Source organism: Starkeya sp. ORNL1, from assembly GCF_012971745.1.
Taxonomy (GTDB): Bacteria; Pseudomonadota; Alphaproteobacteria; order Rhizobiales; family Xanthobacteraceae; genus Ancylobacter.
On sequence record NZ_CP048834.1, the window covers coordinates 2,301,159 to 2,322,653 of the forward strand.

20 protein-coding genes are annotated in these 21,495 nt (G+C 65.9%); 10 read left to right on the top strand and 10 right to left on the bottom strand.

Going from position 1 to position 21,495, the window contains the following annotated elements; genetic code table 11:
• Nucleotides 1–77: 77 nt before the first annotated feature.
• From G3545_RS11110 to G3545_RS11120, 3 genes are all read left to right on the top strand, one after another.
• Nucleotides 78–839, top strand: coding sequence for an IclR family transcriptional regulator C-terminal domain-containing protein (locus G3545_RS11110; RefSeq protein ID WP_170012517.1), 762 nt, complete (start codon nucleotides 78–80; stop codon nucleotides 837–839).
• Between the two features lie 202 nt (nucleotides 840–1,041).
• Entirely contained in the window at nucleotides 1,042–1,845 is an 804-nt protein-coding gene (locus G3545_RS11115) for a Crp/Fnr family transcriptional regulator (RefSeq protein WP_170012519.1), read from the top strand.
• Nucleotides 1,846–2,094: 249 nt separating this feature from the next.
• The gene (locus G3545_RS11120; RefSeq protein WP_170012521.1) at nucleotides 2,095–3,024 is read left to right on the top strand and encodes a dihydrodipicolinate synthase family protein; all 930 of its coding nucleotides are present in this window, start codon (nucleotides 2,095–2,097) and stop codon (nucleotides 3,022–3,024) included.
• A 156-nt stretch (nucleotides 3,025–3,180) separates the two neighbouring features.
• On the opposite strand, the gene G3545_RS11125 is transcribed toward G3545_RS11120, so the two are convergent.
• The 4 genes from G3545_RS11125 to G3545_RS11140 all read right to left on the bottom strand — a co-directional run bounded on the left by G3545_RS11125 (nucleotide 3,181) and on the right by G3545_RS11140 (nucleotide 7,577).
• Nucleotides 3,181–3,945: an SDR family NAD(P)-dependent oxidoreductase gene (locus tag G3545_RS11125; protein ID WP_206151415.1), complete on the bottom strand. Its 765-nt coding sequence runs from the start codon at nucleotides 3,943–3,945 to the stop codon at nucleotides 3,181–3,183.
• 28 nt (nucleotides 3,946–3,973) lie between these two features.
• Complete coding sequence (locus G3545_RS11130) at nucleotides 3,974–4,969, bottom strand: NAD(P)-dependent oxidoreductase (RefSeq protein WP_170012523.1); 996 nt, start codon at nucleotides 4,967–4,969, stop codon at nucleotides 3,974–3,976.
• Nucleotides 4,970–4,987: 18 nt separating this feature from the next.
• Nucleotides 4,988–6,091, bottom strand: a complete 1,104-nt coding sequence (gene ugpC, locus G3545_RS11135; RefSeq protein WP_170012525.1) for a sn-glycerol-3-phosphate ABC transporter ATP-binding protein UgpC — start codon at nucleotides 6,089–6,091, stop codon at nucleotides 4,988–4,990.
• Nucleotides 6,092–6,266: 175 nt separating this feature from the next.
• Nucleotides 6,267–7,577, bottom strand: coding sequence for an extracellular solute-binding protein (locus tag G3545_RS11140; protein ID WP_170012527.1), 1,311 nt, complete (start codon nucleotides 7,575–7,577; stop codon nucleotides 6,267–6,269).
• A gap of 470 nt (nucleotides 7,578–8,047) precedes the next feature.
• Here G3545_RS11140 and G3545_RS11145 point away from each other — a divergent pair, with 470 nt between their 5' ends.
• The 7 genes from G3545_RS11145 to G3545_RS11175 all read left to right on the top strand — a co-directional run bounded on the left by G3545_RS11145 (nucleotide 8,048) and on the right by G3545_RS11175 (nucleotide 15,092).
• The gene (locus G3545_RS11145; RefSeq protein ID WP_170012529.1) at nucleotides 8,048–9,022 is read left to right on the top strand and encodes a tripartite tricarboxylate transporter substrate binding protein; all 975 of its coding nucleotides are present in this window, start codon (nucleotides 8,048–8,050) and stop codon (nucleotides 9,020–9,022) included.
• A gap of 140 nt (nucleotides 9,023–9,162) precedes the next feature.
• A complete protein-coding gene (locus G3545_RS11150) occupies nucleotides 9,163–10,164 on the top strand; it encodes a peptidyl-alpha-hydroxyglycine alpha-amidating lyase family protein (protein ID WP_170012531.1) in 1,002 nt (333 codons plus the stop codon).
• Nucleotides 10,165–10,195: 31 nt separating this feature from the next.
• The gene (locus tag G3545_RS11155) at nucleotides 10,196–11,209 is read left to right on the top strand and encodes an NAD(P)-dependent oxidoreductase (RefSeq protein ID WP_170012533.1); all 1,014 of its coding nucleotides are present in this window, start codon (nucleotides 10,196–10,198) and stop codon (nucleotides 11,207–11,209) included.
• A 17-nt stretch (nucleotides 11,210–11,226) separates the two neighbouring features.
• Nucleotides 11,227–11,670 carry a tripartite tricarboxylate transporter TctB family protein gene (locus tag G3545_RS11160; RefSeq protein ID WP_170012535.1) on the top strand — a complete coding sequence of 148 codons (444 nt, stop codon included), beginning with the start codon at nucleotides 11,227–11,229 and terminating at the stop codon, nucleotides 11,668–11,670.
• A gap of 25 nt (nucleotides 11,671–11,695) precedes the next feature.
• Nucleotides 11,696–13,219, top strand: a complete 1,524-nt coding sequence (locus tag G3545_RS11165) for a tripartite tricarboxylate transporter permease (RefSeq protein WP_170012537.1) — start codon at nucleotides 11,696–11,698, stop codon at nucleotides 13,217–13,219.
• A 15-nt stretch (nucleotides 13,220–13,234) separates the two neighbouring features.
• Entirely contained in the window at nucleotides 13,235–14,107 is an 873-nt protein-coding gene (locus G3545_RS11170; protein WP_170012539.1) for an alpha/beta hydrolase, read from the top strand.
• A gap of 193 nt (nucleotides 14,108–14,300) precedes the next feature.
• The gene (locus tag G3545_RS11175) at nucleotides 14,301–15,092 is read left to right on the top strand and encodes an enoyl-CoA hydratase/isomerase family protein (protein WP_170012541.1); all 792 of its coding nucleotides are present in this window, start codon (nucleotides 14,301–14,303) and stop codon (nucleotides 15,090–15,092) included.
• 35 nt (nucleotides 15,093–15,127) lie between these two features.
• Here G3545_RS11175 and G3545_RS11180 read toward each other — a convergent pair whose 3' ends face one another.
• The 6 genes from G3545_RS11180 to G3545_RS11205 all read right to left on the bottom strand — a co-directional run bounded on the left by G3545_RS11180 (nucleotide 15,128) and on the right by G3545_RS11205 (nucleotide 21,431).
• Nucleotides 15,128–16,045, bottom strand: coding sequence for an SMP-30/gluconolactonase/LRE family protein (locus G3545_RS11180; RefSeq protein WP_170012543.1), 918 nt, complete (start codon nucleotides 16,043–16,045; stop codon nucleotides 15,128–15,130).
• Nucleotides 16,042–17,196, bottom strand: a complete 1,155-nt coding sequence (locus tag G3545_RS11185) for a mandelate racemase/muconate lactonizing enzyme family protein (RefSeq protein WP_170012545.1) — start codon at nucleotides 17,194–17,196, stop codon at nucleotides 16,042–16,044. The genes G3545_RS11180 and G3545_RS11185 overlap by 4 nt, the downstream gene beginning before the upstream one ends.
• Complete coding sequence (locus G3545_RS11190; RefSeq protein ID WP_170012547.1) at nucleotides 17,193–18,374, bottom strand: alpha-hydroxy acid oxidase; 1,182 nt, start codon at nucleotides 18,372–18,374, stop codon at nucleotides 17,193–17,195. Before G3545_RS11190 ends, G3545_RS11185 begins: the two co-directional genes overlap by 4 nt.
• The gene (locus G3545_RS11195; protein ID WP_170012549.1) at nucleotides 18,371–19,885 is read right to left on the bottom strand and encodes a tripartite tricarboxylate transporter permease; all 1,515 of its coding nucleotides are present in this window, start codon (nucleotides 19,883–19,885) and stop codon (nucleotides 18,371–18,373) included. Before G3545_RS11195 ends, G3545_RS11190 begins: the two co-directional genes overlap by 4 nt.
• A gap of 40 nt (nucleotides 19,886–19,925) precedes the next feature.
• A complete protein-coding gene (locus G3545_RS11200; RefSeq protein ID WP_170012551.1) occupies nucleotides 19,926–20,396 on the bottom strand; it encodes a tripartite tricarboxylate transporter TctB family protein in 471 nt (156 codons plus the stop codon).
• 69 nt (nucleotides 20,397–20,465) lie between these two features.
• The gene (locus tag G3545_RS11205) at nucleotides 20,466–21,431 is read right to left on the bottom strand and encodes a tripartite tricarboxylate transporter substrate binding protein (RefSeq protein WP_170012553.1); all 966 of its coding nucleotides are present in this window, start codon (nucleotides 21,429–21,431) and stop codon (nucleotides 20,466–20,468) included.
• Between the last annotated feature and the right edge of the window lie 64 nt (nucleotides 21,432–21,495).

The following is a 21,495-nucleotide window of genomic DNA, read 5'->3' on the forward strand; positions in this document are numbered from 1 at the left end:
CAAACCCGTTCTTGATAGATATGTAAATTCACGCGGAGCGCGTTGTGACAGCCATTTCACTCGGTTAGCGTGCCGCCATGAATGAAATCGGGGCTATCAATCGCGTCCTGAAGCTCGTCAGCCTGCTGTCGGACTATCCGCATCTGACGGCGAAGCAGGCGGCGACGCTTCTCGGATGGCCGGTCAGCAGTACGCACCGCATGCTGCGCAAGCTCGCGGAGTTGGAGTTCGCGCTGCAGACCGAGAAAGGCAGCTTCGCGGCGGGCATGGAGCTCTACCGTATCGTTGGCCGGCTAAGTTCAAAGATGCCGTTCGCCGCGATCGCCGAGCCGCTGCTCGCGGCCCTGACCCGGCAGTTCAACGAAACCTCGATGCTGACCATCCTCGAGCGGCGGCAATTGCGCATGTACACGGCGCTCGCCGCCTCGCCGCAGGATCCGATGCGCTACATCGTCGAGCTGAACCGGCGCGATCCGCTGGTGTGGGGCGCCTCGGGGCGGGCACTGCTCGCCTATCTGCGCCCGGAGGAGATCGATGCCGCGGTCTCCGGCAGTACCGCGCGCAACATCAGGGGCGAGGCACTCGACGAGAGCGAAATCCGCGCCGCGCTGGAGGAGATCGTGCGCGACGGCTACTCGCTGTCGCGCTCGCACCGCACGCTGAATTCGATCGGCATGGCGGTGCCGTTCTTCGGCCCGCATGGCGAGGTGGTCGGCAGCGTCGGCTTCCAGATCCCGGCGTTCCGCTTCCATGACGGGCAGATCGAGACCCTGGTGACCGCGCTCAAGCAGACCGCCACCATCATCTCGCAGCAGATCGGCGCCAAGCCGGAATACTGAAGCGCGCCTGGGTTGCCGTGCCTATGGGTTAAGTGTCGACAAGCTTGCTTGCGGAGTGCCCGCACCTCGACCTAAGCTGAATGCCGGAGGAAGGGCGCTCAGCATCTGCACCGCAGACTGACGTTCAAGGACGGCGCGATTCGATCAATTCGGGCGCGACCACCTGATACAAGAGCCATAATCTGGCCGAGGAAACCGCCAAATGGAAACAAGTCCTGTAGGCTACAAGGTCTCCGACCGGGTCGATCCGGCCCATGACGCCAAGGTCGAGGCCGACTATCGAGGCGCATCCACCTATCCGCGCTTCATGGAGATGCTGAACGAGGCGGATCGCAACTTCCTGATGACGCGGTCCGTCGCCAAGTGCTTCGCGAAGAACCAGGTGCTTTACGTACAGGGTGATCCTTCGGAGAGCCTGTTCATTATCCTGCGCGGCGCCGTGAAGGTGCATTACATCCAGGACAATGGCGGCTCGCTCACCACCTCCTATTGCCGCGAGGGCATGCTGGTCGGCGCCCATGGCTGCACCCGCTGGGCCGGCAATCATTGCTGGTCGGCGCAGGCTCTGGTGGACAGCCGCGTGCTGTGGATCGGCCGCGAGCAACTGGTCGAGCTCACCGAGCGTTCCCCGCATGCCTTGCGCTGCGTGCTCTCCATCTCGGAGTTCAAGGCGGAGCAGCTCAAGAAGGTGATCCAGATCCTTGCCGAGACCACGGTGGAGCGCCGTATCTCGATGGCGCTCCGGCATCTCGGCCGGCTCTACGGCATCGATCATGGCGACGAGGTCGAGATCGACGGCCGCTTCACCCACCAGGAGATCGCCGAGATGATCGGCGCCTCGCGCCAGAGCGTCACCACGCTGCTCGTGTGCCTGGAGAAGGCCGGCGACATCCGGCGCGAGGGCCGTAGGCTGTTCATCCCGAGCGAGAATTCGGTGCCGCACGCAGCGCTGGTCGGCCGCGGCGAGCGCCGCCCGAGCATGGAGCGCATGGCGCGGTTCTCGTGAGGGGCTGACAGTCATCCCTCGACCTGGAACCACCTCATCCTGAGGTGCCCGGCGAAAGCCGGGCCTCGAAGGATGCCAGTCCCCGATGGCCCTCTGCTTGAACATCCTTCGAGGCTCGCTGCGCTCGCACCTCAGGATGAGGTTGTGCATTCACGGGTCCAGTGTCCGATCACCCCTTGTCGGTTGGGCGACAGCGCCATAGGCCCACGGGCGCTAGTTTTTGCTCGTGTGCCGATGGAGATGTGCCCAATGCTGCTCGATGCCAATGCCTCCGGTCTGTTCCCGATCGCGCCGACGCCGTTCACGCCGGACGGGCGGATCGACGACGCCTCGGTCGACACGCTGATCGAGCGCTATCTGGCGGCAGGTGCTACCGGCGTCACCGTGCTCGGCATCATGGGCGAGGCGCCGAAGCTGGAGCTTGAGGAATCCATCGCCGTCACCGAGCGCTTCATCGAGGGCATGGCGAAGCTGCCGGTGATTGTCGGCGTCTCCGCTCCGGGCTTCGCGGCGATGCGCTCGCTCACCCTCGCGGTGATGGAGCGCGGCGCCGCCGGGGTGATGATCGCGCCGCCGCCCTCGCTGCGCACCGACGACCAGATCATCGGCTATTACCGACAGGCGGTGGAGGCCATCGGCCCCGACATCCCCTTCGTCATCCAGGATTATCCGCTGACGCTGACGGTGCAGATGACGCCGAAGGTGATCCGCCAGATCGTCGAGGAGCATGCCTCCTGCGTGATGCTGAAGCACGAGGATTGGCCCGGCCTGGAGAAGATCTCGACGCTGCGCGGCTTCCAGAAGGAAGGCACGCTGCGCCCGCTCTCGATCCTCACCGGCAATGGCGGGCTGTTCCTCGATTTCGAGATGGAGCGCGGCGCCGATGGCGCAATGACCGGCTATGCCTTCCCGGAGATGCTCGCCGATCTCGTGCGGCTGCAGAAGGCCGGGCGGCGTGACGAGGCGCATGATCTGTTCGACGCCCATCTGCCCTTGCTGCGCTATGAGCAGCAGCCGGGTGTCGGCCTCGCGGTGCGCAAATATGTGATGATGCGCCGTGGCTTCATCGCCTCCGATGCCCAGCGCAAGCCGGCAGCGGCGCTCACCGCGACGGCGCGGGCGGAAGTCGATTACCTGCTGGCGCGCCTCGCAAGGCGCGACGAGCGCGCTCGGGTTTGAGGGCCGTCAAGGCTTCTCCGACCGTCTCCATTCCCTCTCCCCGATGGGGAGAGGTGGCCCGCGAAGCGGGTCGGTGAGGGGGCGCACCATCCGCGGAGCCGCGCAGACCCCTCACCCCTGCCCTCTCCCCAATGGGGCGAGGGGCAAGGCCATGCCTCACGGCATCAGCCGGCCGCCATTCACGTCGATGATCGCACCGGTGATGTAGCCGCTCATCTGCGTCGAGCCGAGGAACAGATACGAGCCGACCAGGTCCTCGGCGAGGCCGAGCCGGTTCAGCGGCACGCTGGCCTTCACGCTGTCCAGCCGCTCGCGCGGCGTGCCCTCATGGAACGGGGTGAGGATGAGGCCGGGGGCGATGGCGTTGACGCGAATATTGTCGGCGGCGAACTCCATCGCCATGCCCTTGCTCAGCGCGTGCACCGCCGCCTTGGCCGCGGCATAGATCGACGAGCCGGCGCGCCCGCCATTGCGGCCGGCGACCGAGCCGGTGTTGATGACGGAGCCCCTGCCCGACGCCCTCAAGGCCGGCAAGGCGGCATGCGTCACCGCCAGGATGGAGCGCACATTGAGGTCCATCATCCGGTCATAGGCGTCGTCGTCATACTTGCTGAGCGGAACCAGGTCGGTGAGGCCGCCGGCATTGTTGACGAGGATGTCCAGCCCGCCGAGGCGGGCGATCGCCTGCTCCACCATCGCCCGCGCCGCATCGGGCTTGCTGACGTCGCCCGACACCAGCACGGCGTCCTGGCCGGCGGCCTCGATCTCGTCGACCAGCGCCGTGGCCGCAGCCTCGCCGCGGAAATAATGCACCGCCACCTTGGCGCCGTGCGCGGCGAAGCCCTTGGCCACCGCCGCGCCGATGCCGGAGCTGGCGCCCGTCACCAGGACGCGCGCGCCCTGCAGATCATCCAATATCATCGTCTTGCCCCTCTCGATTGGCTTCAGTTCAGCGTGACGGCGCCCGCGGCGCGGCCGGGGCCACGATCAGGTCGCGCGGCCGGATCGGTTCGCCACGCAGGAACGCCGCTATGTTATCGAAGGAATGGCCGGCCATGATCGGTACGTCGTCCATCAGGCTGCCCGCCGAATGCGGGGTGAGGACGACATTGTCGAGCGCGCGCAACGGCGAATCCGGGCGCAGCGGCTCCTCGCTGAACACATCGAGGCCGGCGCCGGCGAGCCGGCCGCTGGCAAGCGCCGCGACCAGGTCCGTCTCCACCACGAGATCGCCGCGCGCGACATTGATGAGCGTCGCGCCCGGCTTCATCCGGGCGATCGCGGCACGATCGATCATGCCGACATTGGCGCCGCCGCCGGGGCAATGCAGCGTGATGAGGTCGCTACGCCCCAGCAACTCATCGAACGTCGCGAAGCTGGCGCCATGCGCCAGCTCCTCAGCCACCGCGCCGCCGCGCTTGTAATAGAGCACGGTGCCGTCGAAGCCGCGCAGCTGGCGGGCGACGGCGCGGCCGATATTGCCGAAACCGATGATGCCCACCGTCTTGCCATAGAGCCGCTGCCCGACGGGCCGGATATCTCCGGAGATCCAGCGGCACTCACGCAAGGCGCGGTCGGCCAGCGGAATGCGCCGCAGCGTGGCGAGCATCAGCGCGATCGCGTGCTCGCCGATAGTGTCGGCATTGACGCCGGCGGTGATGGCGACCGTGATGCCATGCCGCTCGGCCGCGGCGACATCGATCTTCTCATAGCCGGTGCCCCATTTCTGGATGAAGCGCAGGCGCGGCGCGCGCCGCATCATCGCGTCGGTGACCGGGGCGGTGACGAGCAGCACGTCGCTTTCGGTGAGCGTCGCTTCGGTCATGTCTTCCGGCCGCTCGGCGAAGGACAATTCGAAATTCGCCGGGGCGCAGCGGCGGATCATCGCCTCGGCATGGCGATCGAACACGAGCCCCAGGCAGGCGATGCGGATGGCGGCGGTCACGCGATGCTCTCCGCTCTGTCAGCTCACGACCAGGCCGGTCCGGGTATCGATGACATGCATCTGGTTCAAATCCGCGGCGAGGCGCATCGGCCGGCCCTCCTGCGCGCCGCTGTCCGGCGGCAGGCGCGCGCAGATCTCGGTGTCGGCCATGCGGAAATAGACGAAGGATTCCAGCCCCACCGGCTCGACGATGCTGATGACGGTATCGAACGCCGCCTCGCCCGGCGGCAGCGGCTCGCGCGCCGCGGAGAAATGCTCGGGGCGAAGGCCAAGCAGCAGGTCGCCGCGTCCGGCAAGGCCGGCATAGCGCGCCCGGCGCTCGGCCGGGACCGGCAGCACCAGCCCCTGCCCCAGTTGCATGACAAGCCCATCGCCTTCCGCCTTCATCTCGAAGGGGAGGAAATTCATCGAGGGTGAGCCGATGAAGCCGGCCACGAACTGCGTCGCCGGTGCGTGGTAGAGATCGTGCGGCGTGCCGATCTGCTCGATCCGCCCCTTGTTCATCACCACGATGCGGTCGGCCAGGGTGAGCGCCTCGACCTGGTCGTGGGTGACATAGACCGTGGTGGTGCGCACCTTCTGGCGCAGCCGCTTGATCTCGGTGCGCATCTGCACCCGAAGCTGGGCATCGAGGTTCGACAGCGGCTCGTCGAACAGGAACACCTTGGGCTGGCGCACGATGGCGCGGCCCATGGCGACGCGCTGGCGCTGGCCGCCGGAAAGCTGCTTCGGCTTGCGCGACAGCAATTCCTCGATGTTGAGGATGCGCGCCGCCTCGCTCACGCGCTGCTCGATGACGTCGCGCGGCGTGCGCTGCTGGCGCAGGCCGAACGACATGTTCTCCTTCACCGTCATGTGCGGGTAGAGCGCGTAGCTCTGGAACACCATGGCGATGTCGCGATCCTTCGGCGCGACATCGGTGACGTCGCGCCCGCCAATGCTGATCACGCCGTCGGTGACCTCCTCCAGGCCGGCGATCATCCGCAGCGTCGTCGACTTGCCGCACCCCGACGGGCCGACCAGCGCGACGAACTCCTCGTTCGCGATCTTGAGGTCGATTCCCCGGACAACTTCGACATCGCCGAACCGCTTGACGACGCTTTCCAGGTTTACTTCAGCCATTGGTCACCGTTGGTCCTGTTACGCCTGACTTTACTTCCCTCTCCCCGTCGGGGAGAGGTGGCCCGTGAAGCGGGTCGGTGAGGGGGAGCACGATTGCGGAGCGTAGAAGACCCCTCACCCCTACCCTCTCCCCAACGGGGAGAGGGGGAAAGTCCTGGGGATGACGAACCGCTCCTCACGCCTCGCCGCGCAGGAACTTGGCGCCTTGCTGGTTGAACTGGGCGGCGGTGATGTTGCCCTTCACCGCTTCCTGCCAGTAGGGCGGGATCTTGTCCTGGAAGTTGGTCCAGTGCGGATGGGCGTAGGGCGGCGTCCACCAGGTGTCGAGATGGTCCAGCGACATGCGGATGAAGCGGTTGTCCTGGAACACCGGCCGCTTGGAGAGCGAGGTGCGCACCGGCGGCACCATGCGGTTGGCGGTGAACAGCATCGCCGCGTCGCCGCTGGCGATGAACTTCATGAACTCCCAGGCCGCGTCCTTCTCCTTGCAGCTGGAGACCATCATCGGGCCTTCGGGATTGGCGATCATGTAGTGCTTGTCCAGCACCCGCGGGTTCTGCGTCCCCTGGATGGCGTCGCCGAGCGCGGTGATCAGCGCCGGGCTCGCATGGGGGCCATAAGACCACATGCCGCAACGGCCCTTTTCCATCAGCGCATAAAGCTCGCGATAGCCGTCGGTGGCCGCCGTGGGCTGGGCCGACTTGTCGCGCAACGCCATGCCGAGCCACTTGTCGGTGACCGCGATACCGGCGGGAGAGTCGAAATCAACCGTGCCGTCCGGGGTCGCGAACTGCACGCCGGCGCTGGCCCAGATCGGGAAGATGATCTGGATCGCCGAGGCGGTCTGGCCGCGCATGGCGTAGCCGTAGCGGTCCGGCGGGTTGGAGATCGCCTTCGCGGTGGCGATGAACTCGTCATAGGTCTCCGGCGGATTCAGCCCGGCGGCCTTGAGCCAGTCAGCCCGATAATACAGGAAATAGGGAATGCTGGTCTGCGGCAGGAACAGGAAGGGCTGGCCCTTCTTGGAGCGGGTCTGCTCCATGATGTTCGGGAAGAAGTCGGACTTCTCGTCCCATTTGTTGAAGCGGTCCTCGATCGGCTCGAGGATGCCGTTGTCGAAATAGTCCTGCACCCAGTACTGGATGGTGTTGATCACGTCCGGCGGCGCGCCGGCGGCATAGGACACCACCAGTTTCTTGCGGGCCTCCATCACCGCCATGTTGGCGTCGAGCTCGACCTCGATGAAGTCCTGCGACTTGTTGAACATCGCGACGGAGTCGACCGAGATCTTCTGGTGATTGGGGTTGTCGGCCCAGTTCCAGAAGGTAAGCTTCACTTTCTTGCGCACCGCCGGCGAGGCGACCTGCGCGCTCGCCCGCTTCGAGACGGCAAGCGCGCCGGCTCCGCCGAGCGCGAGTGCAAGCGCCTGCCGGCGGGTGACGGCGGAGCCGGTGCCGTTCCGCGTGCCAGAATTCCGTTTTCCCACAGTGTTCCTCCCGAGCTTATTCATTTGTGATTGCTTCATTCTTCGCGACCGGCCACGTGCTCGCGCCGCAGGCGAGCGAGCCGCCCCATGGCAGCCTCCCGAGGGGTCTGGGCGTTGCGGAAAATAAGCGGGCCGTCCTCCAGCAATTGTCGCCTGGGCGACATGAGCGGTCCGGCGCGGCGTTTCTCGGAGTTGCGCTCCCCTATCCACCCTCATCCCCGGACTTGATCCGGGGGATGAGGACCAATCGGAGTTTTCGGTCGGGCTATCAGCCGCCGTCAGCGCCGCGCCCACTGTCGTTGAGGCGACATTTCCGGGATTGGGAACGCGCTATCGTGCCCCCGCCTCGAACCATTCGCATCACGCCATCAAGGCCAAGACATCGCGAGCATTCGCGGTACGGAACACCGGGACCCAATAATCATAGCGGCCGAAGAGCTGCCAATAGAACCGATCTGGAGGAAATCCTTATGAAGGCGATACTTGCGGCCACCTTGACGGCGATCGCTGCATTGTGGGGCGTGCCGGCCAACGCGCAGTCGAGCGACTATCCGAACAAGCCGATCCGCATCGTGGTGCCGTTCGCGCCGGGCGGCGGTACCGACCTTACCGCCCGCATCGTCGGCGACGCGCTCTCCAAGGCCTGGGGCCAGAGTGTCATCGTCGACAACCGTCCGGGCGCCTCCTCGCAGATCGGCATCGACTTCGTCGCCAAGTCCCCGCCCGACGGCTACACGCTGCTGTGGGCCTCGTCCGACGGCATCAGCATCCTGCCGGCGGTGAAGCCGACCGTGCCCTACAAGATTCCCGACGGTTTCGAGTTCGTCTCGACCTTCGCCGCCTATCCGCTGATCCTGGCGGTGAATGCGAAGCTGCCGATCAAGAACATGAAGGAGTTCGTCGAATACGCGAAGGCCCATCCCGGCCAGATGAATTATTCGAGCTCCGGCGCGGGCGGCGGTGGACATTTGCTGCCGGCCTACATCGCCAAGGAGATCGGCGTCGAGATGAACCATGTGCCGTATGACAGCGGCGCGCAGACCGTCGTCGCCGTCGCCGGCGGCCACGCCGATTTCGGCACCGCCGCGCCCTCCAGCACCGCGCCCTATGTCGAAGGCGGCACGGTCCGCGCCATCGCCACCACCGGCAAGGGGCGCACGTCGCTGCTGCCGAGCGTGCCGACCATGGCGGAGGAAGGCTACCCGCAATTCACCGAGGACCTGTTCTACGGCATGTTCGCCCCGGCGGGCACGCCGGCCGACATCGTCGCCAAGCTGCGCGACGGCGTGCAGGCGGTGCTCAAGCAGCAGGCCACCGTCGACCGCCTTCACACGATGGGCCTCGAGCCGCTCGGCCTCACCGGCAACGACTACAAGCAGTTCGTCGTCAACGACCTGAAGCGGTGGGGCGACATCGCCAAGGCCATCGACTTCAAGCTGCGCTGATCGCGCCGGACTACTTCGGAACGACGGTGCGCAGCCGGACGCGCTGCGCACCGATACGCAGAGCCAACCACGACACGTTTGATCGAGAGCATTGCACTCGGGCCGCCTGCGGCCACCGGGATGCGGGAGAATGATTGCCGATGGCCTACGGAGCGCACAAGTTCGAATACGAGGTGATTCAAGGGTGGCAGCAGCTTCCCGAAGGCTGGTCCTTCATCGAGGTCTGCGGCGTCGCCGTCGATTCCAGGGACCGCGTCTATGTCTTCAATCGCGGCGAGCACCCGGTCATCGTCTTCGACAAGGAAGGCAAGTTCCTCAACGCCTGGGGCAAGGGCATCTTCGCCAGCCCGCACGGCATCTACATCGACAAGGACGACACCGTCTATCTCACCGACGATGCCGACCACACGGTGCGGATCTTCGATACCGACGGCAATCTGAAGATGATGCTCGGCGAGCCGGGCGTCGCCTCGCAGACCGGCTATGAGATCGGCGTCAGCCCGGTGCTCTATGGCGGCCAGCCGTTCAACCGCGTGACCAATGTCGCCAAGGCGCCCAACGGCGACCTCTATATCAGCGACGGCTACGGCAATGCCCGGGTGCATCGCTTTTCGGCGGACGGCAAGCACAAGACCTCGTGGGGCCAGCCGGGCACCGGCCCCGGCCAGTTCAATCTGGTGCATGCGGTCGCGGTCGACAGTTCGGGCCGCGTCTATGTCGCCGACCGCGAGAATTCCCGGGTGCAGATCTTCACCGCCGATGGCGTGTTCCTGAATGCGTGGAACTGGGTCGGGCGGCCGAACGACATCTTCATCGACGACCAGGATTTCATCCACATCGCCGAGCTCGGTTGGGCCAAGCCGATCGGCTACCACGTCCATGACAAGGCCTGCCAATGCCCGCCGGCGGGCCATGACCCGATCGCCCGCGTTACGGTGTGCGATCCCGACGGCAAGGTGGTGGCGCGCTTCGGCGGCCCGGATCCGCTCAAGCCCGGCAATTTCATCGCCCCGCACGGCCTGTGGTGCGATTCCTGCGGCGACCTCTATGTCGGCGAAGTGATCGTGCGCGGCGGCGCTGTCGATTTCCTGGCGCCCCTCACTCCCCATTCCTTCCAGAAGTTCAAGCGCTCGGGGCGCTAGAGCCATTCTCGGCACCATCCGGAGATCGGTCATGACTCCCAATACCGTGAAGGTCGCCTGCCTCGGCTTCGTGTTCGACGATGTCGCGCAGAAGGTGGTGCTCGAACTGGCGCCGCCCGGCTTCGAGCTGATGTTCGCCGAGAAGCCCGACGAGACCACGCCGGCGCTGATCGCGCAGAGCGATTTCGTGATGTGCGTCTCGCACGTCACCGACGCCATGATGGCGAACGCGCCGAAGCTCCGGCTGATCCAGAAATGGGGCATCGGCGTCGACAAGATCGACCTGGAGGCCGCCGACCGGCACGGCATCTATGTGACCATCACCGCCGGCGCCAATGCCAGCGTGGTCGCCGAGCACGCCATCATGCTCATCATCGCCTCGCTGCGGCGCCTCGCCGTGGCCGAGCGCTCGATGCGCGAGGGCAAGTGGGACGCCGCCAGCCTGCGCCTGCACACGCGCCAGCTGGCCGGCAAGACGGTGGGCATCCTCGGCTTCGGCAATATCGGGCGCGCGGTGGCGAAGTGCCTGCAGGGCTTCGATGTCCGGATCATCTATTATGATCTGAAAGGCCCGTTCGACGTCGCCGCCTCCCTCAACGCCGAGTTCGTCGGCTTCGAGGAATTGCTGGCGTCGAGCGACATCCTCACGCTGCACATACCCGGCGGCAAATCGAACACGCACCTCATCGATGCGCGTGCCATCGCGCGGATGAAGCCCGGCTCGGTGATCGTGAACACCGCCCGCGGCGAACTGATCGACGAGAACGCGCTCATCGCCGCGCTGCAATCCGAGCATCTGCTGGCCGCCGCCTGCGACACCTTCGAGAAGGAGCCGCTGCGCGCCGACTCGCCCCTGCGCACCCTGGACAGCGCGACACTGACGCCGCATTGCGCCGGCGGCGTGCTGGACCACATCGCGCCGATGGCCGAGCACGCCTTCCGCAACATGCAGCGCTTCCTGCTGGACCAGCCGCTGGCGGAAGGCGACTGGATCGTGGTGCCCCGGCTGCCAAAGCCCGGCTACACCGCCGCGCCGCAAGTTTGATGGCCGGGAACAGCGCCATGTTCGAGATTCGGGACAGCAAGCAATTCTGGTCCGGCCTGCTTTTCGCCGCCACGGGCGCGGGAGCGCTGTGGACGCTGCCATTGCCGCTCGGCACCGTGAAATCCATGGGCCCCGGATATTTCCCGATGCTGCTCGGCATCGGGCTTCTCCTGGTCGGCGTCAGCTCGGTCGTACTCAGCTTCCGCGCGAGCGAGATCATCCGCATCGACCGGCTGTCGCTGGTCCCGGTGTTCTTCATCCTGTCCGGCGTCGTCATCGCCGCATTGCTGATCGACAATTACGGGCTGGCATTGTCGCTGCTCGCCCTCGTCCTCACCACCTGCTATTCGCGGGTCCTGCGGCACCCGATTGAAATAACGATAATATATCTTGTCGTTCTACTGATGACCTGGGGCGTCTTCATCTATCTGATCCAACTTCCGATCAAGCTGTTCTGGTAGAAGCCGCGAAACGAGGATCATCCAGGTGGATATTCTTTACAGCCTCGCAATGGGCTTCCACGTTGCCCTCTCGCCGCAGAACCTCGCCTTCTGCCTGATCGGGGCGACCATCGGCACCGTGGTGGGCGTGCTGCCCGGCATCGGGCCGGTGACCACCATCGCCATGCTCATCCCCCTCACCTTCCAGATGCCGGCGATCGGCTCGCTGATCATGCTGGCCGGCATCTATTACGGCTCGCACCATGCGGGATCGACCACCGCGATCATGCTGAACATGCCGGGCGAGCCGAGCGCAGTGGTGGTCTGCCTCGACGGCCACCCGCTGGCGAAGAAGGGCAAGGCCGGATCGACGCTGGCCATGTCCGCCATCGCCTCGTTCTGCGCCGGCTGCGTCGGCTTCCTCATCGTCGCCGCGCTGTCGCCCGAGCTCTCGACGCTGTCGCTGATGTTCGGGCCGACCGAATATTTCGCCACCATCGTCATGGCGCTGGTCATGGCCTCGGTGCTCACCGAAAACAACCTGCTGACCACGCTCGGCATGTGCATGTTCGGCCTGCTGCTCGGCGCGGTCGGCATGGACCTGACGACCGGCGACGAGCGCTATGCCTTCGGCATTCCGGACCTCGCCGACGGCGTGAATTTCGTCGCCGTCGCGGTCGGCCTCTACGCCTTCACCGAGATCATCGAATATCTCGGCTCGGAGACCCGCACCGCGCGCGTCCACGCCAAGATCGAAAGCCTGATCCCGACCCGCGACGACCTGAAACGCTCGTGGAAGCCGATCACCCGCGGCACCATCCTCGGCTCGATCCTCGGCATCTTCCCCGGCACCGGGCCGCTGATCAGTTCGTTCGCCGCCTACGCCATGGAACGGCGCATCGCCAAGGATCCCTCGCGTTTCGGCAAGGGCGCGATCGAAGGCGTGGTGGCACCGGAATCCGCCGCCAATGCCGCGGCCATCACTCACTTCATCCCGATGCTGACGCTGGGCATCCCGGCCGGCGCGGCGATGGCGCTGATGCTGGGCGCCTTGCAGATCCAGGGCATCTCGCCCGGCCCCGGCGTCATGGCCAACCACCCCGAACTGTTCTGGGGCCTGATCGCCAGCATGTGGATCGGCAATCTGATGCTGCTGGTGCTGAACCTGCCAATGATCGGCCTATGGGTGCGCCTGCTGATGATGCCGTTCCAGATGCTCTACCCGGCCATCATCGCCTTCTCCTGCATCGGCGTTTACAGCGTGCAGAACTCCTGGTTCGACCTCGCGCTCGCCGCCGGCTTCGGCCTGCTCGGCATCATCTTCAAGCTGCTCGGCTGCAACCCGGCGCCGCTGATCCTCGCCATGGTGCTGGAGCCGATGCTCGAGGAGAATTTCCGCCGCTCGATGATCATCGGCGGCGGCAACGCCATGGTCTTCCTCAAGAACCCGATCAGCCTCGGCATCCTGCTGCTCACCCTGGTGCTGACCATCTATCTCAGGGCCCGCAAGCACACCGTGATGGACGAGTTCGATCCCACCGCCGGCGAACAGGCGGTGGAAACCAAATAGCAGCGGGGCGCTCCCATGTTCGAGAAGTTCACCGACACCTTCATCGACACCAGCGGCGCGCGCATCCGCGTGCGGCACGGCGGCGAAGGCCCGCCTTTGCTACTGCTGCACGGCAACCCGCAGACCCATGTGTGCTGGCACAAGATCGCCGATGAGCTGGCGCAGGACTACCATGTGATCGCCACCGACCTGCGCGGCTATGGCGACAGCTCGGCGCCGGAGCCGGATGCCGAGTGCGCGAACTATTCGTTCCGCGCCATGGCGCAGGACCAGATCGAGGTGATGGAGAAGCTCGGCTACAGGAAGTTCTTCCTGGCCGGCCATGATCGCGGCGGGCGCACCGCGCATCGCCTGATCCAGGATCATCCGGACACGGTGATCAAATGCGCCATCCTCGATATCCTGCCGAGCCGCCATGTCTGGCACAACGCGTCGCGCACCTGGGCGCTGAAGTCCTGGCACTGGGTGTTCATGGCGCAGACCGGCGGCCTGCCCGAAGCGATGATGGCGTCGGTGCCGCCGGAGCAGTTCCTGCAGAAGCTCATGGTGCTGCCGGGCAATACCCGCGGCGTCTTCACCGACGAGGCGTGGGCGGAATATGTGCGCTGCTTCAATCCGAAGATGATCATGGCGTCCTGCGCCGACTACCGCGCCTGCGCCACCGTCGATCTCGAAATGGACGATGCCGATTTCGGCACCAAGATCGACGTGCCGCTGATGATCATGTGGGGCGTGCGAAGCCACACCCAGGCGGTGTTCAACGACGCGCTGGTGGTCTGGCGCGACTATGCCAACCATGTGGAGGGCGGCGCGGTGGTGAGCGGCCACTTCATCCCGGAGGAAGTGCCGGAGGAGACGCTGGCGAGGTTCCGGGCGTTCTTCGTCTAAGTGGGAACACGGGCCGCGGCGACTGCGCGCGCAGCACGACGGTACGACATTATGTCGACGGAAGCCTGCGCAACACCGCCTTCCCGCTATCGGCGGCGTGGACTATCATCTAAAGTGTCGACAGTGGATGCCGCGGCGCGCCAGTTGCGGGCCCACGCGGACGACACCGATAGTTCTACGAGGAATAGCATCAATGACCGCGCAGCTGCCAAGTTTCGAGTTTTTCCGCCTCAAGGTGAATAACGGCGTGGCGATCGTCACCATTGACCGTCCGCCGGTCAATGCGATGTCACGGCAGGTCTATGAAAGCTTGGACAAGCTGATCGCCTATATCGAAGGCGCCAAGGATATCCGGTCCGTGGTGCTTGCCTGTGCCGAAGACGCACGCGCCTGGATAGGCGGCGCCGATCTGCACGAGTTTCTCAAGCTGACTGCAGAAACGCGACGCGACCGGCATGAATATGTCGAAGGCGTCACCGACCGCTTCTACAATCTGTCGCGTCCGACCGTCGCGGCCATCACCAAGCCGGCCATCGGCGGCGGCATGGTGTTCGCGAGCTTCAGCGACATCGTCGTCGCGGCCGATACCGCGTTCTTCGCCATGCCCGAGGTCGATCGCGGCCTGACCGGCGGCGGCGGCGCCTATTTCAACCGGCTTAACCTGCCGGTGAGCTTCATTCGCGAGATGGTGCTGACCGGCCGCCGCTTCACCGCGCAGGAAATGGACAAGGCCGGCTTCATCAATCATCTCCTGCCGCAGGAACAGGTGCTGGCAAAGGCGATCGAGATCGCCGAGCTGATCGCGACCAAGAGCGGATCGGCCGTGCGGGCGATCAAGCAGAGCGTCAATCTCATCGACCAGCTCGGCTGGGACGAGGGCCGCGCCGCGGCTCATGCGAAGAGCGTCGCGCTGGTGGAAGGGCCGGACTACAAGGAAGGCATCTCGGCGTTCCTTGAGCGCCGCAAGCCCTCCTACAACCAGTAGCGTTCAGCCTGCCAATGCCGTAGCCCGGCTTCGGTTCAGCCATAGTTGAGCCGTAGCCCGGCTTCCGGCCAGGGCATGGTGACGAGCTGTCCGGTGCCGGCCAGCGTGATGTAGGCGGTCGTCAGGTCTTGGCCGCCGAAGCAGATATTGGTGGTGACGGGATCGCCGGTCGGCACCTGCCTCACCACCTCCCCGGCCGGGCTGATGACGCTGATACAGGCGGCCATCAGCGTGGCGACGCAGATGTTGCCGTTCGCTTCCACCGCCATGCTGTCGAAGCGCTGGTAGCCCGGCAGGCCGCACACCAGCCGGCCGCCATTGGGCGACGGGAAGCCGTGCCGCCGGATCACGCCCGGCGCCTCCAGATCGAACGCCCACAGCCGGCCGGTCTCGCTCTCCGCGACATAGACCTGCGAACCGTCCGGCGAGAGGCCGACGCCGTTCGGCGTGATCATCGGATAGGCGACCTCGACGACGCGCGAGCCGTCGGCCATGCCGTAATAGAGCCCGCCATTCATCCGGTGCCGCGGATACATCTTGCCGAAATCGGTGAAATAGAAGCCGCCATGGGCATCGAACACGATGTCGTTCGGCCCGACCAGAAGATGGTCGCCACAGCGGTCGTACAGTATCTGGTGCGCGCCGGTGACGAGATCGAGCCGCTCGATCCAGCCGCCGGAATAGCCTTCCGGCACGCCGGGCCGGGTGCGGTTGAAGCCGGACACCTTCTGGAACAGGAAGCCGCCATTATTGGCGATATAGAGCGCGCCGTCCGGCCCGAGCGCCGCGCCGTTCGGACCGCCGCCGAGCTGCGCGACGATCTCGGTGCCGCCGCCCGGCCGCACCCGCGTCACCGAGCGCCGCTCGATCTCGACCAGCAGGATGGAACCGTCGGCGCAGGCGATCGGCCCCTCGGGGAAGAGCAGCCCCGTCGCGATCACGTCGAGGCTCATCGCGGCGTCCTCAGCGCTTCGACCTCGCGCCAGTCGACCTCGATACCGAAGCCCGGCGCTTCGGTGAGATGGACGCGGCCGTCACGATAATGCGCGCCGCCATGGAAGATGCGGTGATGGATCGGGTGCATGCCCTCATTGCCGACCGACTCGGCGGCAAAGGCGGCGTCGCCCAGCGCCGAGACCAGGTGGGCGTGGATGTGGGCGGCGGTGTGCGGCGCGACCATCACGCCCTTCATCTCGGCATATTGCGCGATGCGCAGCGCTTCGCTGAAGCCGGCATAGCGGGTGCAGTCGAACTGCACATAGCGGATGGCGCCGGAATCGATGAATTCGCGCACCGTGAAGCGGTGCCATTCACGCTCGCCCTGCGCCAGCGGGATACTGGTGGCGTTTGCCACCCGGACGAAGTCCGAGGGCTGCAGATACCAGTGCAGCGGCTCCTCCAGCCAGAAGATGTCATAGGGCTCGACCGCATGGGAGAAGCGGATGCAGCCCTCGACATCGACCGGCGCGTTCAGGTCGAGCATCAACAGCACGTCCGGCCCGATGGCCTCGCGCACCAGGCGCACGCGCTTCACCTCGTCGGCCAGCGACAGCGCGCCGGTCTTCAGCTTCACCGCCGGGAAGCCCTTGGCGACGAAGGAGGCGAGCTCGTCGGCGCAATTGAACGGGGACTCGCCCTCCACATAGAAGCCGCCGACCGCATAGGTGAAGACCTCGGTGCGGGTGCCGCCGAGCAGCCGGAACACCGGCAAGTTCGCCGCCTTGCCGCGTATGTCCCACAGCGCGATGTCGATGCCGGCCATCGCCGCCATGAATTGCGGGCGATGATTTCGGGGCAAGGGCGTCGGCAAGCCGTCCCAAGGGCCGATGCCGCCCGGGCGCGGCACGGTGATGGAGAACAGGCGCTGCCAGATCTCGTTCGGCGCCAGCGGGTCCATGCCCTTGATGACCGGCGCCATCATCTCCAGCATCGCGCAGACCGTCGATTGCGGGCCGGTGGCGATCTCGCCGATGCCGACGAGGCCGCTGTCGGTATGCACCTCGACCAGGACCAGGTGCGCCGTGTCGAACGGCTCGTGCGCGGTCCACGACACCTTGTCGAAGCGCGCGCTAAGGGGATGGACGCGAAGCTCGGTGATCTTCACGGGGTTTCGCTCTCTGGTTCGCGGTGCGGGAAGGCGAAGATGTCGGGGCTCAGCTCGGACACGCGGCGGCAGCCGACATAGCCCATGTTCTTCTCGAACTGGGTGGCGAACAGGCTCAGCACCTTCTCGGCGCCGGCCTGCCCGCCGGCGGCGATGCCATAGAGCGTCGCGCGCCCGATCAGCACCGCTTTGGCGCCGAGCGCGACCGCCTTGACCACATCGCTGCCGTGGCGCACCCCGCTGTCGAGCAGCACGGTCGTTCGATCGCCGACCGCGCGCACCACTTCGGGCAGCATGTCGATGGTGGCGGCGCTGCTGTCGAGCGCCCGCCCGCCATGATTGGAGACGACGACGGCGTCGGCGCCCTGGTCGACGGCGCGCCGGGCGTCGTCACCGCTGATGATGCCCTTCACGATCAGCGGTCCTGGCCACAACTGGCGGATGCGGCCGATATGGTCCCAGGTCATGGAGAGGCTGTTGGCCGGGCCGGTCGAGGAAGCGGTGGTGATGCGGCGCTGGTACTTGGCCGGATAATTCTCGTGGCGCGGCATGCCGGTGGTGAGCGCATAGCGCCCCATCACGCCGGCGAGCCAGCGCGGATGCAGCATCATGTCGGCGATGAAGCGCGGATTCAGCGAGATCGGATCGGTGAAGCCGTTGCGGTCATTATATTCGCGGGTGCGCCCGAGCGCGGTATCGACGGTGACGACCAGCGCCTCGAAGCCGAGCTTGCGGGCGCGCTCGACCATCTCGAACGACAGCTCCTCTTCTTTCCACAGATAGAACTGGAACCACAGCCGGCCGCCGGCCTCCCTGGCGATGGTCTCCATCGAGGTGATGGAGGTGCCGGTGAGCGTGAACGGCACGCCGGCGGCCGCCGCGGCCTTGGCCAGCGCCAGCTCGCCCTGGTACCAGCACAGCCCGGCAATGCCGGTCGGGCCAATAGCGAGCGGCATCGGGATGCGCTTGCCGAACAGTTCGGTGCCCATGTCGCGCTCTTCGAGCCCGACCAGGAACCGGGTGCGCAGCTTCAGCCGCTCGAAAGCGGCAACGTTCTCCCGCATGGCCAGCTCGCGCTCGGCGCCGCGGTCCATGAAATCGAACACCCCGCGCGGCAGATGACGGCGCGCGGCCTCGCGCATGTCGGCGAGGTCGTAGCAGCGGTCCAGCCGGCTCATGCAGCGGATTCCGTCTGCGCCACGCCGCGCGCGGCCAGCTGGTTCAGCCGGTGTTGCGAGCGCAGCGACCAGATGAACATGCCGGCCGACAGCACCACGCAGATCGCCGAGATCGGATGCATGAAGATGTCGAGCCAGGAGCCGTCCGACAGCGTCAGGCCGGCACGCAGGCTCTTCTCTGTGATCGGGCCGAGCACGAAGCCGATGACGAAGGCGCCGAGCGCGAAGCCGGTCTTCTCCATGCAGAAGCCGATGATGCCGAAGGCCAGCATCACATAGACATCGAAGACGCGGTTATTGTCGGCAAACGAGCCGATGACGCAGAACAGCAGGATGATCGGGAACAGATACCAGACCGGCACCGTCATCAGCTTGATGAGATAGCGGATGCCAGCGGTCATGATGATGAACAGCACGAAGTGCGAGATCAGGCATGCCGCGAAGATCACATAGACGACCTCCGGATGCTCGTTGAACAGCAGTGGGCCCGGCTGCAGGCCATGGATCACCAGCGCGGCGAGCAGGAACACGTCGGTCACGCTGCCGGGAATGCCCATGGCGATGAGCGGCACCAGCGCGCCACCGACGGTGGCGTTGTTGCCGCACTCGGAGGCGACGATGCCGGCGGGATGGCCGGTGCCGAACTTCTCCGGGGTCCTCGAGCTGGTCTTCGCCACGGTATAGGCCATCAGCGAGCCCACGGTGGCGCCGATGCCCGGCATGATGCCGACCCAGGTGCCGATGACCGAGGAGCGGATCAGGTTCCACCACTGCTCCTTCCAGTCGCGCAGGCTGATCCACATGCTCCCCGCCGTGGTCTTCACCGTCTCGACCTTGCGCTCGACTTCGATCAGGTCGGACAGCACCTGCGCCACCGCATAGGCGCCGATCAGTACCGAGAGCGTCGAGAAGCCGGCATCGAGATCATGGATGCCGAAGGTCAGGCGCAGCGTGCCGGTCGAGGGATCGGTGCCGGGCATCGACACCAATATGCCGAGCAGGCCGGAGATCAGCCCCTTGATGATGGAGCCCTGCCCCAGCGCCGCGATCAGCACCAGAGCCATCATCACCAGGGCAAGGATATCGAACGGGCGCAGCCGCACCGCGATCTCGGAGAGCGGATAGGTGAGCGTCACCAGCCCCACCCAGGAGACCAGGCCGCCGAACAGCGAGGCGCCGACCGCGTAGCCGAGCGCGCGGCCCGGCTGGCCCTTGCGCGCCATCGGGTTGCCGTCGAACGTGGTGACGATCGAGGACGGCTCGCCGGGTATGCGCAACAGGATGGCGGTGACGAGGCCGCCGGCAATGGCGCCGACATACATCGACACCATCATGGTCAGCGCGTTGTTGACCGTCATGTAGAAGGTCAGCGGCAGCAGCAGCGCGATGCCCATGGCGCCGGTGACGCCGGGAATGGCGCCGAGGATGACGCCGAGCACGGTACCTCCGACGAGATACAGGATCGTCCCGGGCGACATGACCTCGAGAGAGGCCGCGAGGAAACCTTCCATGGTCAGTTCCGCTTCGATGTGAAGATGCTGGAGCCGTCGGTCACGGCAGGTCGACGCCGAAGAGCGAGCCGAACAGGTAGGTCAGGCCGAAGCCGACGCTGAGCGAACACGCCGCGGCCGGCAGGATGGACTTCGGATCGAACTTCTTGATCGAGAGGCAGGAGATGAACAGGAACAGCGAGCTGGAAATGCCGAACGGCACGCGCAAGGCGAGCAGCACGATGCAGCCGACCAGATAGAGAAAGATCGTCACGGCAAGCCATGGCCGGCGATCGAACTCCTCCTCGCCCTCGAACAGCAGCGGCTGCGGCGCCGGGCGCGAGTTGAAGAAGCCCTGCACCAGAGCAATGAGGCTGAGTACGATGATGATGCCGACGACGATCCGCGGCATGGTTCCGGAGCCGAGCGGATCATAGGTGCCGGCGCGCAGCTTCAGGGAATCCCAATAGACCAGCGCGGACGCGAAGATGATCGCGAGAAGGACGCCGGCATCCTTCAGGGCCTTGCTCATGAGGTTCTTCCATGCATGCGACATGAGAGGCGGCAGGGCGGTGCGCGCCCTGCCGCGAAACGAGGATGCTCAGTTCGGCTTCATGCTCTGCGTCATCGGTTTCAGGCGCTCGAGCTCGGCGGCGAGATGGTCCTTGAGGGCCTGCCCGGTCTTTAGATCGGTGGTCATGCCGAGCTTCTCGCGGAATTCCTTCTGCACGTTCGGATTGGCCAGCGCCTTCGTGAAGACCTCGACCAGGAGGGCGACCCGCTCGGGCGGCGTGCCCTTCGGCGCATAGAGATTGTGCTCGTTGCAGAACACCGCGTCATAGCCGAGCTCGCGCGCCGTCGGCACGTCGGGGATGGCGGCGTCGCGCTTCTCGGCGAGCAGCGCCAGCGGACGCAGCCCGCCGCCGCGGAACGAGACGATCTCGCCGACGCCGAAATTGCCGACATTGATGATGTTGCCCTTGAGGCCGGCATAGGATTCCGCCGCGCCGCCGAGTTGCACCTTCTTGAACTCGGCGCCGGGGGTGGCCTTCTCCATCACGGCGATCGCCATGTGGTTGGCGCTGCCGATATTGCCGCCCCAGATGACGCTCTTCGGCTTGGCCGCCGCGGCGTCCATCAGCTCCTTGTAGGTCTTGTAGGAGCTGGAATCGATCACGCCGGCGACCATGCACTGGCGGTTGATCGAGATGATCGGCTCGAAATCCCTGTAGCCGAAGTCGCTGATGCCGGCAGCGTCCTGGATCAGCATCGCCGACTGGTGGATCAGGATGGTGTAGCCGTCGGGCGGGGCGTCCTTGACCTGCCGCGCGCCGATCGAGCCGCCGGCGCCGCCGACATTCACCGCCGCCACCGGCTGCGGCAGCAGCTTGTCCTGCTCGATCGCCATTTGCAGGATGCGGGCGGAGGCGTCGGTCGCCCCGCCGGGATTATAGGGGATGATCCAGCGGATCGGCCGGCTGGGATAGTCGTCCGCCGATGCAGTGGTGGCGAGCGCGCCGGCACTGAAGACGGCAAGCGCGCAGGCGAGCGCCTTGGTTAGCTTCATTGTTCCCTCCAGGCCCCGGCTCGCGCGGACAAGCGCCCGCGTGACAAGACGGATTGGCGTTTGG